16 protein-coding genes are annotated in these 15409 nt (G+C 61.8%); 8 read left to right on the forward strand and 8 right to left on the reverse strand.

The genetic code is table 11. The features are described from left to right. Positions 1–162: 162 nt before the first annotated feature. Positions 163–738 (forward strand): GNAT family N-acetyltransferase, encoded by a 576-nt coding sequence (locus P3T25_RS33380; RefSeq protein ID WP_171927544.1) that lies wholly within the window; start codon positions 163–165, stop codon positions 736–738. Positions 739–809: 71 nt separating this feature from the next. Here the strand turns inward: P3T25_RS33380 and kdgT are convergent, their stop codons facing one another. Next, a complete protein-coding gene (kdgT, locus tag P3T25_RS33385) occupies positions 810–1832 on the reverse strand; it encodes a 2-keto-3-deoxygluconate transporter (RefSeq protein ID WP_171927545.1) in 1023 nt (340 codons plus the stop codon). Between the two features lie 303 nt (positions 1833–2135). Between kdgT and kduI the strand changes: the two genes are divergently transcribed. From kduI to kdgR, 3 genes are all read left to right on the forward strand, one after another. After that, complete coding sequence (gene kduI / locus P3T25_RS33390) at positions 2136–2972, forward strand: 5-dehydro-4-deoxy-D-glucuronate isomerase (RefSeq protein ID WP_154567799.1); 837 nt, start codon at positions 2136–2138, stop codon at positions 2970–2972. A 117-nt stretch (positions 2973–3089) separates the two neighbouring features. Continuing rightward, positions 3090–3845: a 2-dehydro-3-deoxy-D-gluconate 5-dehydrogenase KduD gene (gene kduD, locus P3T25_RS33395; protein ID WP_171927546.1), complete on the forward strand. Its 756-nt coding sequence runs from the start codon at positions 3090–3092 to the stop codon at positions 3843–3845. Between the two features lie 122 nt (positions 3846–3967). After that, positions 3968–4843, forward strand: a complete 876-nt coding sequence (kdgR, locus tag P3T25_RS33400; RefSeq protein ID WP_171927547.1) for a DNA-binding transcriptional regulator KdgR — start codon at positions 3968–3970, stop codon at positions 4841–4843. 109 nt (positions 4844–4952) lie between these two features. Here the strand turns inward: kdgR and P3T25_RS33405 are convergent, their stop codons facing one another. Further along, positions 4953–5885: a TauD/TfdA dioxygenase family protein gene (locus tag P3T25_RS33405; RefSeq protein ID WP_429361274.1), complete on the reverse strand. Its 933-nt coding sequence runs from the start codon at positions 5883–5885 to the stop codon at positions 4953–4955. Positions 5886–6357: 472 nt separating this feature from the next. Further along, the gene (locus P3T25_RS33410; RefSeq protein ID WP_429361276.1) at positions 6358–6918 is read right to left on the reverse strand and encodes a cytochrome b; all 561 of its coding nucleotides are present in this window, start codon (positions 6916–6918) and stop codon (positions 6358–6360) included. A 567-nt stretch (positions 6919–7485) separates the two neighbouring features. On the opposite strand from P3T25_RS33410, the gene P3T25_RS33415 reads away from it, so the two are divergent. The 3 genes from P3T25_RS33415 (at position 7486) to P3T25_RS33425 (ending at position 8387) form a co-directional block, all read left to right on the forward strand. Further along, positions 7486–7614, forward strand: coding sequence for a hypothetical protein (locus P3T25_RS33415; RefSeq protein ID WP_266260989.1), 129 nt, complete (start codon positions 7486–7488; stop codon positions 7612–7614). A gap of 53 nt (positions 7615–7667) precedes the next feature. Beyond that, the gene (locus P3T25_RS33420) at positions 7668–8060 is read left to right on the forward strand and encodes a hypothetical protein (RefSeq protein ID WP_429361278.1); all 393 of its coding nucleotides are present in this window, start codon (positions 7668–7670) and stop codon (positions 8058–8060) included. A gap of 78 nt (positions 8061–8138) precedes the next feature. Then, the gene (locus P3T25_RS33425; protein WP_154567779.1) at positions 8139–8387 is read left to right on the forward strand and encodes a hypothetical protein; all 249 of its coding nucleotides are present in this window, start codon (positions 8139–8141) and stop codon (positions 8385–8387) included. 139 nt (positions 8388–8526) lie between these two features. Here P3T25_RS33425 and P3T25_RS33430 read toward each other — a convergent pair whose 3' ends face one another. The 3 genes from P3T25_RS33430 to P3T25_RS33440 form a co-directional block, all read right to left on the reverse strand. Further along, entirely contained in the window at positions 8527–8775 is a 249-nt protein-coding gene (locus P3T25_RS33430; protein WP_266260987.1) for a hypothetical protein, read from the reverse strand. 265 nt (positions 8776–9040) lie between these two features. Further along, positions 9041–10213, reverse strand: coding sequence for a 4-hydroxybenzoate 3-monooxygenase (locus P3T25_RS33435; RefSeq protein ID WP_429361281.1), 1173 nt, complete (start codon positions 10211–10213; stop codon positions 9041–9043). A 175-nt stretch (positions 10214–10388) separates the two neighbouring features. Further along, entirely contained in the window at positions 10389–10949 is a 561-nt protein-coding gene (locus P3T25_RS33440; protein ID WP_233468938.1) for a TetR/AcrR family transcriptional regulator, read from the reverse strand. A gap of 343 nt (positions 10950–11292) precedes the next feature. On the opposite strand from P3T25_RS33440, the gene P3T25_RS33445 reads away from it, so the two are divergent. After that, entirely contained in the window at positions 11293–11604 is a 312-nt protein-coding gene (locus P3T25_RS33445) for a hypothetical protein (protein ID WP_154567772.1), read from the forward strand. A gap of 61 nt (positions 11605–11665) precedes the next feature. Here the strand turns inward: P3T25_RS33445 and ilvA are convergent, their stop codons facing one another. Together ilvA and P3T25_RS33455 are read right to left on the reverse strand one after the other, a co-directional pair. After that, entirely contained in the window at positions 11666–13237 is a 1572-nt protein-coding gene (gene ilvA, locus P3T25_RS33450) for a threonine ammonia-lyase, biosynthetic (protein WP_429361284.1), read from the reverse strand. A 352-nt stretch (positions 13238–13589) separates the two neighbouring features. Then, a complete protein-coding gene (locus P3T25_RS33455) occupies positions 13590–15407 on the reverse strand; it encodes a serine aminopeptidase domain-containing protein (protein ID WP_429361286.1) in 1818 nt (605 codons plus the stop codon). Between the last annotated feature and the right edge of the window lie 2 nt (positions 15408–15409).

A 15409-nucleotide genomic window follows, 5' to 3' on the forward strand; every position in this document is an offset into this window, starting at 1 on the left:
TGGTTACCAAGGCGGTTTCGGTGACGGCGGCTTAAAACGCCGAAGGCCGTCATCAGGCTTTCAGGGCGAGGTTTCTGACTTCGCCCGCCTGATTGATTGCTGTGCCAGGTCCGCGAGCGCTCGTTCGCGGACTTTTTTGTTTATTGCAACTTCCCTCACGTCATGCAACCCACACTGATCGGACAGGCCGTCGAACTCAGGCCACTTCAACAGGAACACGCCCAGGCACTGCTCGACGCAGCCGTGGACGGGCAATTGTGGAATATGAAGCTGACTGTCGTGCCGGGTCCTGAAACCATCGGCAGCTATATCGCGACCGCGCTCGACGGGCGCGCGGCCGGCACGGTGATGCCGTTTGTGATCGTGAGGCGCGACACCGGGGCGATTGTCGGCAGCACGCGGTTCTGGAAGATCGATCGGATGAACCGGAAGCTGGAAATCGGCCACACGTGGCTGGGCGAATCGGTACAGCGCTCGGCGGTGAACACCGAGGCCAAGTACCTTCTGCTGAGTCAAGCGTTCGAAGCGATGCAGTGCGTGCGCGTGCAGTTCACTACCGACGAGCTCAACGAGAAATCAAGAGCGGCGATTCTGCGGATCGGCGCGAAACAGGAAGGGATTGTCCGGCACGAGCGGATCATGCCGGATGGGCGCAAGCGCAATTCGGTGCGCTTTAGCATCATCGATGAAGAGTGGGCGGAGCTTAAGGCGATGTTGGAGAGGAAGCTGGGGCGGTGAAGCCCCACCTCCACGTCACGTGACTCGCCCCACTTCTTCGCGTTCAGACGCAAACCAGCCGCCCCACCCCTTCAAACGTGCACGTCCCGCTCACTAAGCGGCTGCGGTGGCGTCGTCGCTGCCGCAAACTCCTCGCGCAACGCATCGCGCGTATGATGCCGGCGCACCCAAAGCGCGGTCAGAATCGGCACCAGAATCGCGGTCACGAGACACGCCGTCGCGACCATCGCCGTCGCAGCCGGCACCAGCGGCTTGAAGCGCGGAATCATCTCGCCGATGATCGCCGGATTCGCCACCGCGGCCCCCGCCGTCGACGAAGCCGCCAACCCCGCCGCCCCATTTCCGCCCGCGATCCACCGATCCGCGAGGATCAGCGGAATGCCCGTCACGACGATCACCCCAAGGCCCAGCACGATGCCCGGCAAGCCGCTCGTGACGATCACATTCAGGTCGATACCGTTACCGAGCGCGAAGCCGAAAAAAGGAATCAGCGGATGCACGCAGCGGCCAAAGAACTCGCGCAACTCGCTGTCCAGGTTACCCAGCGCGAAGCCGATCAGGAACGGCAGCACCGCGCCGACGAACAGCCGCGGTTCGAAGAACGCGACGCCGGTCGCGCCGAGGATGATCATGCTGACGAGCGGCCCCGATTCGATCGACATCAGGACGAACGCGCCCGCCTCCTCCTTGGAGCCGTATTGCTGCATCACGGCCGCATAGAGACCGCCGTTGGTCATGTCCATCGACGTCGTGATCGCGAGCACCGAGAGGCCCGCGAACAGGCCCGCCTTGACGCCGTCGATCGGAATGAAGTGCGAAGCAACGATCGTTGCAATCCACGCCACCACCATTTTGGTCACGAGCAGCGTGCCCGACTTGCGCAGTACCGTGCCGGTCGCCCGCAGGTCGATCGTCGCGCCCATGCAGAAGAACCACACCGCCAGAATCGGCACGGTGCCGGTAATCAATCCATTGGTGAACGACCCGAGGTACTTCCCTCCGCCCGGCGCAAACGTGTGGACACAGGCGCCGAGCAGCAACGGCACCAGCATCAGGCCGCCTGGAATGCGGTCGATGGCCTTCTTGAGCTTCATGCCTCCTCCATGGACTTTGCGTCCAGTTGTCGGGTGGATCACCCGGGGTGATGTCCCGTTCTTGCGCCGGGCGACTCCCTTTCGGCGCAATATAGCATCGCGATAGGAACAACGTTCCGATTTTGATAGACTTCCTGATCATCGTTTACCCGTGTGTCACCCAGAAGGCTTGCCGCGCTTGATGTGGCAGTGCAATATTTTCGGACCGATGTTCCAGATTTGAAATTCTGCGCTACAGTCAGCAACAGAACGCCGTCGTAAAACGGCACGGCAAGACACCCCATCCGACCGGAGGCAAGAGCAATGGAAGTGAGACAGAGCATCAACAGCGAGCACGCGAAGACCCTGGATACCGCCGGACTGCGCAAGCAGTTCCTCGTCGAAGACGTGTTCGAACGCGACGCGCTGCGCCTCACGTACAGCCATATCGATCGCATCATTGTGGGCGGCGTGTGGCCGGCGACGCGCGCGGTCGAGGTGCCTACCTCGCTAGGCAAAGCGATCGGCGTCGGCTATCTGCTGGAGCGTCGCGAGCTTGGCGCGATCAACATCGGCGGCGATGGCTGGGTCGACGTGGACGGCACGCGCTATACGGTGCGCAACGAAGAGGCGATCTACATCGGCAAGGGCAAGCAGGCCGTCGCGTTCGGCAGCGACGACGCGGCGCGCCCCGCCAAGTTCTACCTGAACTGCGCGCCCGCGCATGAGTCGCACCCCACCCGCACGATCTCGCTCGCGCAAGCATCGCCCGAAACGCTCGGCGACCCCGCCACAAGCAATCGCCGCACCATCTACAAGTTCATCGTTCCCGAGGTGCTACCCACCTGCCAGCTCTCGATGGGCATGACGAAGCTCGAACCGGGCAACCTCTGGAACACGATGCCGTGCCACACGCACGAGCGCCGCATGGAGGTGTACTTCTATTTCAACGTCGCCGACGACGCGGCCGTCTTCCACATGATGGGCGAACCGGACGAAACGCGGCACATCCTCGTGCACAACGAGCAGGCCGTGATCTCGCCGAGCTGGTCGATTCACTCTGGCGTCGGCACGCGCGCGTACACGTTCATCTGGGGCATGGTCGGCGAGAACCAGGTGTTCAGCGACATGGATCACATTGCGGTGCGCGATCTGCGTTGAAGGCGAGCAGGCTCCTCCCTCAGCGCTGCACGGGCACCGCAAGCACCGCAGGCACATAGGTACCACGAGCACCCTGGACGCCACCGGCACCGCGAACGACATAGGAACCTACGCACAGTGAACAGCTTCGATCTGACCGGTAAGGTCGCCATCGTCACCGGCAGCAATGCGGGCCTCGGCGCCGGCATGGCCGTCGCGCTCGCCATGGCCGGCTGCGACATCGTCGGCGTGAGCCGCGCGGACGCCGGCAATACTCCCGCGCACGTCGAAGCCACCGGCCGCCGCTTCGCGGATGTGCGCGCCGATCTCGCCTCGATCGCTCCGGTCGACGACATCGTGCGCGCCGCAGTCGAAGCGTTCGGCCGCGTCGACGTGCTCGTGAACAACGCAGGCATCATCCGCCGCAAGGACGCGCTCGACTTCGGCGAAGACGACTGGGACGCCGTCATGGACGTCAACCTGAAGAGCGTCTTCTTTCTTTCGCAGGCCGTGGCGCGGCAGTTCGTGAAACAGGCAAGCGGCGGCAAGATCATCAACGTCGCGTCGATGCTGTCGTTTCAGGGCGGCATCCGCGTGGCGTCGTATACAGCGTCGAAAAGCGGCGTGCTCGGTCTCACGCGGTTGCTCGCGAACGAGTGGGCCGCGCAGGGCATCAACGTGAACGCGATCGCGCCGGGCTACATGGCCACCGCGAACACGGCGGCGCTGCGCGGCAACGCGCAGCGTAACGATGAAATCGTCGGACGTATCCCGGCGGGCCGCTGGGGCACGCCGGCGGATCTCGCGGGACCGGTGGTGTTCCTCGCGTCGTCCGCGTCGGACTACGTGCACGGCCATACGCTTGCAGTGGACGGCGGCTGGCTCGCGCGCTAGCGTGATGGAAGCAGAGAGGTCACGCGGCTCGCGCGACGCGGTATGCTCTCGGCGCTGGGGGCGATCGGCATCGGGCTGTGAGCGGATTTTGATCGGTTTGGCATCAACAGGGAATGACGGACATGGCAGCAATGGGCAAGCAGCGCAAGGACGACGACGCCGTACACATGCAGGAAGCGGACAGCGCGGGCGGTATGGCTAACGACAGAGGCGAATCGGCCTCGTCGATCGGCAGGGTCTTCGCGATTCTTGGCGCGATCGGCGACAGCGGGCAGATCGGCATCAGCGAATTGTCGCAGCGGCTCGGCATGTCGAAGACCACCGTGCACCGCGTGATCCAGACGCTGAAAGCGCTCGGCTATGTGACGCAGGAAATCGAAACCGAGCGCTACCGGTTGACGATCCGCCTGTTCGAACTCGGCGCGAAGGCGCTGGAAAGCGTCGATCTCGTGCGCGAGGCCGATGTCGAGATGCGCCGCATCGGCCAGGTCACGCGCGAGGCGGTCCACCTCGGCGCGTTTGACGAAGACGCCATCATCTACATCCATAAGATCGACGCCGACTACGGGCTGCGCATGCAGTCGCGAATCGGCCGCCGCAATCCCCTGCACAGCACGGCGATCGGCAAGGTGCTGCTCGCGTGGATGGACCCGGCAGAAGCGCGCGAAGTACTCTCACACGTGGAATTTCGCAAGTCGACGCAAAAGTCGCTCGCCTCTGCCGACGCTGTGTTGAGCATCCTGCCGCGCGTGCGCGAGCAAGGCTACGGCGAGGATAACGAGGAACAGGAGGAAGGGCTGCAGTGTCTCGCGGTGCCGGTGTTCGACCGCTTTGGCCGCGTGATCGCCGGCCTGTCGATTTCGTTTCCAACAATGCGCTGCGGCGCCGACACGAAATCGCACTACGTCGCGCTACTCAAGCAGTCGGGGCTCGCGATCTCGACGCGGCTCGGCTATCGCGAGGCGACGGAGCATGTAATTGTCGAAGGGTTGAACTGAAAAACGCAGGCCCCCCAAAAAATTCGACGGAATTCTTCGGGGCGCCTTCATCACGTACGCAAGCAGTGTGGCATGCACAGTGTACGCATGCATAAGCGGCCCGCGACGTTCAAGCAGCCCTCGCAGCCGGATTCGGTTCGACGCTGCGCGTAAAGCTGCGGCGACCATCGACGCTCACCGGCACGTCACCCTTCAGCGTCACACGACGTACCACGCGGTGAGCGTCGCCGTAGTCGTTGACGGCGTAGTGCTGGGTCGCGCGGTTGTCCCAGATCGCGACGTCGCCTGCCTGCCAGCGCCAGCGCACGATGTTCTCGAGACGCGTCACATAGGCCTGCAGCAGTTCCAGCACATGCGCCGACGCGCTCGGCGTGAGACCGACAAAGCTCTTCACGAAATGACCGAGAATCAGCGTCTTTTCGCCGGATTCCGGATGCACGCGCACGACCGGATGCTCGGTCTCATAGCGTGTCGACACGAACACTTCGCGATAGCGTTTGAGCGCTTCGGCATCTCGCCCGCGCTCGCCGACGTTGCCATAGTTCGCGTAGTCGTATTCATTGCTGTGCACGGCCCACAATTGCTCGGCGAGCGCTTTGAGCGGCGGCGGCAGATCGTCGTATGCGGTCGCGGTGTTGGCCCAGACGGTGTCGCCGCCCACTTCCGGAATCGTCACGCCGCGCAGGATCGACGCTTGCGGATATGCGTCGACGAAAGTCACGTCCGTGTGCCACGAATTCGCACGGCCGCCACGATGCGAATCGAGTTCGAGCAGGTAGTCGGTGCCGTCCACCACCGGCACCGTGGGGTGTGAAACCGGCTCGCCAAGCAGCTTGGCGAAGGCCTCCTGATCGGTATCCTGCAGGTGCGTCTGGCCGCGGAAAAAGATCACCTTGTGGCGCACCAGCGCGGCGCGAATCGCTTCGACGGTGGCCGGTTCGAGCTGGCCCGACAGGCGCACGCCGCGAATTTCCGCGCCGATGCGGCCGGTGACGGGATGAATGTCCAATGCGCTGGACGTCGCGAGACTGAGATTCGACATGCGACGCAACTCCTGGGTTTGAGGATGAGACAGGTCAGAGCGCCGGTTGAATCAACACTTGATTGGCTCTGTCTGCTGAATCGACGAACCATTATCGGCAGAGTGGGCGCCGCGAATCTATCGCGCTTTGGACACTTGATAGAAGAGCTTTTTATATCGTTATGAGTTTTCTCACGCGGCATCGCTCACGTCCCGCAATGCGTCCATATCGATCACGGTGATCCGGCTATAGCGCACGTCCACGATGCTAACCAGTGTTAGCGGCGCGCGTAAAAGACTTGTTTTTTATGTGCTTATCACGCGCTCGGGAGTGGCGATCGCGCGCCGATGCAATGACGTCGAAATCGCCATGATCCAGGCATCAGGGAAGGATATTGGTAGGCCCGTTGGCCACCGACGGAACGCGGCTCGCACGCAGACGACAGGCGATTAATACACGAGAAGCAACAAGCCGCTAACGCACACTAACCGATCACGGCAGCATCCGCTGCATTGTCTGATCCTTGAGCACGAAGCGATGAAACAACGCGCCCGCGATATGCAGTGCAACCAGTGCGAACAATACCCAGGCCAGATAGCCATGAATATCGCCCATTTCATGCCCCACTGACGAACCGACCGCCGAGATGCCGGGATATGGCAGTACGCCGAGCAGCTTGACGGACCATCCACGCGAAGAAGCGTTGGCCCATCCCAACAAAGGCACAGCCACCAGCGCGAGATAAAGCAGACCGTGCGTGATGTGCGAAACGACACGGAGGAAAGGCGACAGCGAGGCTGGTGATGGTGCCGGCGTATGCGTGAGACGCCAGACAATTCTCACCACCACCGCTGCAATCAGCGCTGCCCCGACGCCGAGATGCCACGCGATCAACCCATCGGGCCGCGTGCCCTTATGAATATCCGGCATGGTCCAACCGATCACGAACTGCGCAGCGATCAACAGAACCACCAGCCAGTGAAGAAACCTGGCTACACCGTCATAGCCTGATGCATAGCGTGAGAAACTGGCCGAGTCCGAGCGCATGGTCATGAGAATGTTTTAGCCGCAGTGAAGCCATTGAATGAAGAGAGCGTATTTGCGCCGAGGATACACACATTCTGGGCGCACTCACGCAGGATGCTACGGATCAAACCTTAAGAAAAGCTGATGCCGCGTTTGACGATCTCTTTCACGCGCGTGGGGCGGCGACGCACCGGTAACGCATCAGCGACCACGTAGAAAGTGCGAATCGCAACCCATCACATCGACTCACATCCCTAGTCTGCAACTGAATGTATCCGTCAGGCATACGTGTGGCGACCTGTTACGCCCTGCCTGCTCCAGTTGTTCATAAGCATGCGTTTCAACCTGCCCGAGCACCACGGATGCATGAAGGCCCGACGTTTTTCATAGCGCGCTCAACGGGTTGCCCACCGCGGGTTGCCCACCGATTTCTCGCTGGCGGAACGACTAATCGCAGCGCTGCAACGCGTCCCCATACCGTGTCACATGCGCGGCCGACATGCGAATGAATCGACACGTCCTGTTACACACGAACACACCGGTAATCCAGCCGCTCAGTAGAGTTCGATCACACGCAAAAGGGAAGGCAACGTCATGAAACGAATTTTCGCGCTGGTGTTGTTAGCTGTCACCCTCGGGAGTGCATTGGGCGGTTGCATCATCGTGCCAGAGGGCGGCTATCACGACCATGAGCACTACTACCACGATCACGACCATTACTAAGCGCTGCTCGCGCGGCGCACTCCACTCTCAATCGTAAAACCCGAGAATAAAACATGAGCAATTCACGAAACCGCTGGCTGTCCATGGCGATCGTTGCAGGCCTGGGGATCGGTGCATCTTCTGTCGCGCTGGCGCACGTCGATGTGGGGGTGAACATCGGCATTCCAGGCGTGGCCTATGCCCCTGAGCCGGTCTATGCTCCGCCTCCGCCTGTCTACGTACCCGCTCCGCCGGTGGTAATAGTGAGTCCGGGCTGGTACGGCGAGCGCTATTACGACGGCCACCGCTACTGGGAACGACGCGAGTGGGAAGAACGCCATCACGAGCGCGAATGGCATGACGCGCGCGGCTATCGCGACGGCCCGCACGGCGACCGGCACGGCCACGACGGCGATCACGGCGATTGGCACGGCCATGGCGATGACCACGGCCGGGGCGATCACTAATGCATGGGCCGGTGCAGCGTCGCTGACGCCGCCGGCCCGCGCAGGCATTCGCGCCACACCTTTTTCAGGAGCGACGATTTGCTACGCAGCGATCCACGGCGTGTAACCGCACAAATCGACGGCACGCTCATCTCCGCCGAATACAGCGAACAAACCGGCCAACTATGTTTGCGTCAGGATGGCGCCGTGCTCCGCGAATGGTTCCCACCTCATTCGTGGATCGCGATTGCATCAGTGGCGGGAGCGCGGCACTGGGGTACGCGGCCCACCGACGAGGACCTTCGCGCCCTGCTGCGCAACGAAATGACCTTGTTGCGCACGCCATAACCGCGTGACGGATACGAAAAAAGGCCGGTCATCGGACTTGTTCCGATGACCGGCCTCTTATTTTCAACTCGCAGATATTGAACGAGCCGAATAGCGCCGCAATGATCCGCGTGTTTCGTTGTGCCCTATCGTTGTGCCCTTAGCGCGCGTTATAGATCGGCGGCGAATACGAGCTTACCGACATGTCATTGCCGTGACCTGCTTGCCACGAGCCGCGACTGGCCGAACCATAACCGCTGGTATCGGCTTGAGCAGCGCCCTGCTGCGTGGAAACTTGCGCTTGCGTGCCCTGCGCGTCTTGCGGGGCAGGCTGATTCGATTGCGCAAACGAAGCGATCGGGGCGCCAAGAACAACGGCAATAGCAACAGCTTTGATGAGCGATTTCATGAAACCACCTCTAGAGAATGTCTTATACGCGCTGCAGATGTCACAGATCGTGCAGTCGGTGGAAGCAGTGTAGAGGTCGATCAGACGCGGATAAATCCTCCATTCCTGAATTCAGTGTTGCTTTTGACACGACAATCGCGGAAGCCCGCCCATCAAGGGTTTGCCGGAGTGCGCGGGTCCCGCCGGGGTTCGTCTGAGCAAAAATTTCCCGCGCATTCTATAAACGCTGGCGACACAAAGCTGCGCGCGCAGATCTCCATCCCTCTTAAACGACAGCGATGCCCACGTAGTTCTCCGCCATCACGGTAGCCGCCGCACGCGACGTGGTCACGTATTCGAGCTCGGCTACCTGCAACTGCTGTTCGAACGGCGAGGCACCTTCAATGCGGTGCATCATGCTCGTCATCCAGTACGAGAAATGCTCCGCGCGCCAGATACGCTTGAGCGCGGTTGCACTGTAACTGTCGAGCAGATCGGTGCGATTTTCGACGTAGAACGCGCTCAGCGCCTGGGTCAGTACACGCACATCGGCAACGGCGAGATTCATGCCTTTCGCGCCGGTGGGCGGCACGATATGCGCGGCATCGCCGGCGAGAAAGAGCCGGCCATGCTGCATCGTCGCCGATACGAAACTGCGCATGCCGACAATGTTCTTCTGGAAGATCTTGCCGTCCACGATGTGCTGGCCGTCGTGCGAATCGACGCGTGCGTGCAGTTCGGCCCAGATCCGGTCGTCGGACCAGTTGTCGACGGAATCCTTCGGATCGCATTGGAAATACATGCGCTGCACGTTCGCCGAGCGCGTGCTGACCAACGCAAAACCCCGATCGTGACGCGCGTAGATCAATTCTTCCGACGACGGCGGTCCTTCGCACAGAATGCCGAACCAGCCGAACGGATAGACGCGCTCGAAATCTTTGCGCAAGGCCTGCGGGATCGAGGCACGCGACACACCTTGCGAGCCGTCGCAGCCGATCACGAAGTCGCATTGCAATTCACACGCTTCGCCTTCGTGGCGATAGCGGATCGACGGCTGATCGGTATCGATGCCGTGCAGCGACGTCTCCGTCACACCGAAACGCAATGCCCCGTCGGCAGCCAGGCGCGCGGCGACCAGATCCTTGATGACTTCGTGCTGGGCGTAGACGGTGATCGAACGGCCGGTGAGCCCGGTCAGATCGATACGGCGCCGCTTGCCTTCGAAAGCCAGTTCAAAGCCGTGATGCAACGCCCCTTCGGCCTTCATGCGCGCGCCGACACCTGCATCGGTGAGCAGGTCCATCGTGCCTTGTTCGAGGACGCCGGCGCGGATGGTGGATTCGATCTGTTCGCGAGTGCGCGATTCGAGTACGACCGAGTCGATGCCGCGCAAGTGAAGAAGATGGGAAAGAAGCAGGCCCGCAGGCCCGGCACCGATGATGCCAACTTGGGTGCGCATGAGTTGTCTCCTGAATGCGGCGTTTGATATGCACGCAGTTTGACGATCATGCGCTGTATCGCGCAACGCGATATGGATGATATGCAGTATCTAGTTTTGAGATAACGGATGTACCGGTTCGAGCGGACTGGACACAGGTCAATGCGTCATCCCGTTGCCCAGTCGGCTCTTGCGCTTACTCGACCGATAACCGATCGTCCGTGTCGCTTTGCGCGGCCTCGAGGTAAACCCTGGTCAATTTCCGGATCTCGGCAAGCAACCTCCGGCGCACTGCGGGCTTCTCGTCGTTCGCCCCGGCGACTGCTTTGAGCACATGCAGAAGCAGCACCGCCTTCGTCTCGGACTGCGCCTTCGTCAGATGCGGAATCGCGTTACGCAAAATCGTGGCGATGCTGCCGCGCATCGTTTCGCGAAAACGTGCGCGCCGCTCGTCGCTGCCACCGCGCGCATCAACAAGTGCGATTGCCAGACTGCGCTGCGATTGCAGCGACAGCATGAAATCGACGAATGCATCGGCGAGCTGGCCTGGAGTCATTGCCGACGACTGATCGGCGAGCGCGGTAAAGCTGCTCGTCGTGTCCTGCACATAGCGCGAAAGCAGCGCATCCGCCAAAGATTCTTTGGACGGGAAGAACCGGTACAAGGAGCCAATCGCGGTGTTCGAGCGCGCGGCGATCTCGGTCATGGTGGCCGCGTCGTAGCCCTTCTCGGTAAACACCGCAACGCCTGCTTCCATGATTGCCGCGACCCGTAGATGCCCCCGTTGTCGTTTCGGCTCCTGCGCACCGCTAGAAAGTGTCGTTGCCATATCGGAGAGTTTTAACCGCTGTTTTCTTGCGAGCCTGGCTTCGCATCGTGATGTGGATTCCAGCGTGCATGTTAACCCCGCGGCTGGCGACGGCCAAGACTACTGGCGCCGCACCGCATGTGCGCCGTTGCTCACCGTCCGCAGTCCGGTCTGGTCGGGTTTGACATATGCGAGGGCATCCTCTACTATCTTTTGAGAGGATACCCTCGCATAAATGCGGCATGATCCATGTCGCCCGATCGCGTTTTTTGCTAACCAGACGAACCATTCCATGAGCTATCTCGCCCTGTTTTTCTCCGGCGCGTTTCTGTGCAATTGCGTCCCGCACCTCGCGAGCGGCCTGCGCGGCGAGCCGTTTCCGACACCTTTCGCGAAACCGCGGGGTGTCGGCGATTCGTCGGCATTGGTCAACGTGCTGTGGGGATATTTCAATCTGCTGGCCGGCCTCTATCTGCTCACGCGGCAGCCTGTCACGATCGGTGTGAATGCAAACTGCCTCGCGGTATTTGCAGGCGCGCTGGTCTTAGGCGTGTATATGTCCGTGCATTTCGGCAAAGTCTGGCAGGGTAAGCACGCTCGTTAATAGGCGAAGCAGCGGCGCCTGTCGCCAGGCGCTGTCTTCTGCCACGCTGCAATTCGCTCCGTTACGCGAGGAACAATCGGTACACGGGATTCTGCGTCTCTTCCCAGCACGGGTAACCAAGCGTCGTGAGAAAGTGGTCGAACTCGCTGTTCTCGCTTTCCGGCACCTGGATGCCGACCAGAATCGAGCTGTAGTCCGCACCCTGGTTGCGATAGTGGAACAGGCTGATATTCCAGTTCGGCGCCATTGACGACAAGAACTTCATCAGCGCGCCCGGCCGCTCCGGAAACTCGAAACGGAACAGACGTTCGTCGTGGGCCAGCGGCGAACGGCCGCCGACCATGTAGCGGATGTGCTGCTTCGACAGTTCATCGAAAGTCAGATCGACGGTGGCAAAACCATGCGCCTCAAACGCGCCCGCGATCTGCGCCGATTCGCTGCGATTGCGGATCTGCACGCCAACAAAGATATGGGCTGAATTCGCGTCCGCAATGCGGTAGTTGAATTCGGTGACGCTGCGCGTGCCCACCAGTTCGCAGAACCGGCGGAAACTGCCGCGCTCTTCCGGAATCGTCACGGCGAACACGGCTTCACGCGCTTCACCGACTTCAGCGCGCTCCGCCACGAAACGCATGCGATCGAAGTTCATGTTCGCGCCGGACGTGATCGCAATCAGCGTCTGGTCCTCGATGCCTTCGCGCTCGGCATACTGTTTGGCGCCCGCCACGGCCAGCGCGCCGGCCGGCTCCAGCACGCTGCGGGTGTCCTGGAACACGTCCTTGATCGCGGCGCACAGCGCATCGGTATTCACGAGCAGCACGTCGTCGAGATATTCGCGGCACAGGCGGAAGGTTTCCTCGCCGACCAGCTTCACGGCCGTGCCATCCGAGAACAGCCCGACTTCGTTCAATGTGACCCGTTCGCCTGCTTTCAAGGAAGCCGCCATCGCACACGAGTCGTCGGTCTGCACGCCGATCACCTTGATCTCCGGGCGCACCGATTTCACGTACGCGGCCACACCTGCCGCTAGGCCACCACCACCGATCGGCACGAAGATCGCGTGGATCGGGCCCTGATGCTGGCTGAGAATCTCCATCGCGACCGTGCCCTGGCCGGCGATCACGTACGGATCGTCGAACGGGTGGACAAACGTCAGGCCGCGTTCTTCCTGCAGCTTCACCGCGTGCCCGTACGCATCGCTATAGGACTCGCCGAACTGCACGACTTCGACGGTCGCTCCGCCATGTGCGCGAACCGCATCGACCTTCACCTGCGGGGTCGTCACGGGCACCACGATGATCGCCTTCACCCCCATGCGGGCCGCCGACAACGCCACGCCCTGCGCATGATTGCCCGCCGACGCGGTAATGACGCCCCGCTCCAGCGCGTCCACCGGAATATGCGCCATCTTGTTGTACGCGCCGCGCACCTTGAACGAGAACACTGGCTGGTTGTCCTCACGCTTCAGATAAACCGGATTACGCAGCCGTGCCGACAGATTCGGCGCGCGTTCGAGTTCGGTCTCGCGGGCTACGTCATAGACGCGCGCGGTCAGGGTTTTCTTCAGGTAGTCGTGGCGCAATGCGACGCTGTCAGCGGCTTCGTCGACCTTATTGAGTTCGTGTAACGGCAAGGCAAGCTCCTGTGCGGCAAGGACAAGTCATCAAAGAGATCACCAGGAGGCAGGCAGAAAGCGGACATAAAAAAACCCGCCTCGTGGGGCGGGTTTTTGTCACTGCGTATCAGACGCGCGCTAACCCACCATTCGATGAATGGTGCTAATAATCAGCGCAATACGGATGTCGAGGCAGTTCATGCGTTCGATCTTCGTTGACTGGACGGGCTTTGTCAATCCCTGTTCGTTACGTCGGGCAGCGTCGTCTATAGGTCTCACGAGGTCGACCACGACACGCAGTATTGCTGGCAACGCGGCAAACGGCATAGCAACCCACGCGGAAACCGGTGCCGCGGAAGACACCGCGAACTCAAGGCTGCGGGACTTCCGCGACACGCAAGCGGGGATTCGGCGCGACGGTTTCACGCCACGCGCCCAGCACGCTTTCGCGCAGAAACGCGTCGAACTGCGCCATCACCGCATCACGCGCCGTGCGTGAAAAGAGCGCGTGATCCACCTTCCCCACCACCTTTACGCTGACGTTCCTCAGCTTGCCGAGCTGGCTGCCGTTCGGTCCAAAATGAATCTCCAGCTCGTCCAGCCCCTCGTCGAGCGGACCGTACATCAGCGCGGTTCGCACACCCTTGCGCTCGAGTTCCAGCGCGATTCTGCGGACCGATCCACCTGGCGTCGACTGCCCGAAGAGCCGTTCGAGCGCCGTACTGACACGCGCGGTGATGCGCGCGCATAGACGGCGCGTGAGTTCCGCGATGATCGCGCGACCGTTCGCCTGTCCGGTCAATAGCCGCAGCCACTTGCGTGGATTGCGCATCGCGCGCCGGTAGACGACGCTCGACGCCACGTGCTGCGCGCCCGGCCGCGTCCGCGCGCCGCCCCACACAAAAAACGGCAGGTTGACGGAGGCGCAGCCTGCCACGGCTGGGTGAGCGAGCGCCGTATGAAGACTGACGTACGCGCCCGTGCAGACGCCGAACATGACGGTCTTCGAATGGCCCTTTGCCACCAGCCAGTCGACCCCGGCCCTGGCGTCGGCGACTGCGTACCGGGCGTACACCATGTCGAGCGTCAGCGCTTCATCACGACGAAGACTGTCGCCGAGACCGCTGAGGTCCATGCGCAACGACGCGATGCCCTGAGCCGCGAGATGCCGCGCCATCAGCACCGTGAAGCGGCCGTCGCCGACGCGGTGCACGCCGCCCGTGTTGACGAAAAGCACCGCCGGGGCGCCTTCAAGTGCGCGCAATGGCTGACAGAACACGCCGGCGTAACGCCCGCCATCGAACACGACTGGCGTCTCACGGCCATGCGCGAACTCGATCCTCGCGGTGGCTGCGCAGCCTCGCATCTCGACGGCCGTCCCGGCCGCTGTGCCTGCGCTCGCACCCAGCCATTCGAGCGCGCTATCGAAAGCCTGGCCAGGCGTCTCGCTGTAGCTAGGATCGAGCAGGAACCTGCTGTACTCGCTGAAAATCTGCAGGTCAACCTGGACGCCCTGCGCCTGGTAATGCGCGGCCAGCCGCTTCAGACGCGCACTTTCGTTCAGGTCCTGCAGCAGCACCCGCTGCGCGGGACATTGCACGCCCTGCTCGAGATCGATCTTTGCGAGCATCTCGAGCGAGTCCGGATAGAGACGGAAGCCATGCGCACCGATCGTTTCCGCAGCCTCCGCATCGGGACTGAATCCGAGCGCATGTTGCGCACTGAGCCAGCTTTGATGCTGGATTTCCAACTCGCGGATATAGCTCTTGCCCGAACTGACCGGCATGAGCAGCACGAGATTCTCGACGCCGCCCAACTCCTCGGCGGCCAACGCCGCGAGCGTAGCCCCCAGACGCAACCCGCATAGACTCAGACGCGTCACGCCGGTTTCGGCGCGAAGCCACGTCGCAGCCGTCTTGATACTGTCGAGCCATGCCCGCAAGCGCTGCGGATCTTCCTCGTGGCCGCTCGAATCGCCGGTGCCGGGGTAGTCGAAGCGCAGCGTGGGCATGCCGCGCGCCGCGAGCGCCTCGGCGAATTCGCGCCAGCCGTGATACGTGCACAGTGCTTCATAGCCGAACGGATTGCAGAGCACCACGCCCATCTCCGCCTGAGCGCCAGCCGGCCGGTGCAGCCATCCGAAACAGCCGTCGAAAGTTACCGGCGTCATGGTGGACGGATTCGTCATGA

The sequence above is a fragment of the Paraburkholderia sp. GAS32 genome, assembly GCF_050434225.1.
GTDB lineage: Bacteria > Pseudomonadota > Gammaproteobacteria > Burkholderiales > Burkholderiaceae > Paraburkholderia > Paraburkholderia madseniana.

What these genes read in the sequence shown, in the direction of transcription:
- P3T25_RS33380 (WP_171927544.1), top strand. Translation starts at nt 163, where the DNA reads ATGCAACCCACACTGATCGGACAGGCCGTCGAACTCAGGCCACTTCAA.
- kdgT (WP_171927545.1), bottom strand. Translation starts at nt 1,832, where the DNA reads ATGAAGCTCAAGAAGGCCATCGACCGCATTCCAGGCGGCCTGATGCTG.
- kduI (WP_154567799.1), top strand. Translation starts at nt 2,136, where the DNA reads ATGGAAGTGAGACAGAGCATCAACAGCGAGCACGCGAAGACCCTGGAT.
- kdgR (WP_171927547.1), top strand. Translation starts at nt 3,968, where the DNA reads ATGGCAGCAATGGGCAAGCAGCGCAAGGACGACGACGCCGTACACATG.
- P3T25_RS33405 (WP_429361274.1), bottom strand. Translation starts at nt 5,885, where the DNA reads ATGTCGAATCTCAGTCTCGCGACGTCCAGCGCATTGGACATTCATCCC.
- P3T25_RS33410 (WP_429361276.1), bottom strand. Translation starts at nt 6,918, where the DNA reads ATGACCATGCGCTCGGACTCGGCCAGTTTCTCACGCTATGCATCAGGC.
- P3T25_RS33415 (WP_266260989.1), top strand. Translation starts at nt 7,486, where the DNA reads ATGAAACGAATTTTCGCGCTGGTGTTGTTAGCTGTCACCCTCGGGAGT.
- P3T25_RS33420 (WP_429361278.1), top strand. Translation starts at nt 7,668, where the DNA reads ATGAGCAATTCACGAAACCGCTGGCTGTCCATGGCGATCGTTGCAGGC.
- P3T25_RS33430 (WP_266260987.1), bottom strand. Translation starts at nt 8,775, where the DNA reads ATGAAATCGCTCATCAAAGCTGTTGCTATTGCCGTTGTTCTTGGCGCC.
- P3T25_RS33435 (WP_429361281.1), bottom strand. Translation starts at nt 10,213, where the DNA reads ATGCGCACCCAAGTTGGCATCATCGGTGCCGGGCCTGCGGGCCTGCTT.
- P3T25_RS33440 (WP_233468938.1), bottom strand. Translation starts at nt 10,949, where the DNA reads ATGGAAGCAGGCGTTGCGGTGTTTACCGAGAAGGGCTACGACGCGGCC.
- P3T25_RS33445 (WP_154567772.1), top strand. Translation starts at nt 11,293, where the DNA reads ATGAGCTATCTCGCCCTGTTTTTCTCCGGCGCGTTTCTGTGCAATTGC.
- P3T25_RS33455 (WP_429361286.1), bottom strand. Translation starts at nt 15,407, where the DNA reads ATGACGAATCCGTCCACCATGACGCCGGTAACTTTCGACGGCTGTTTC.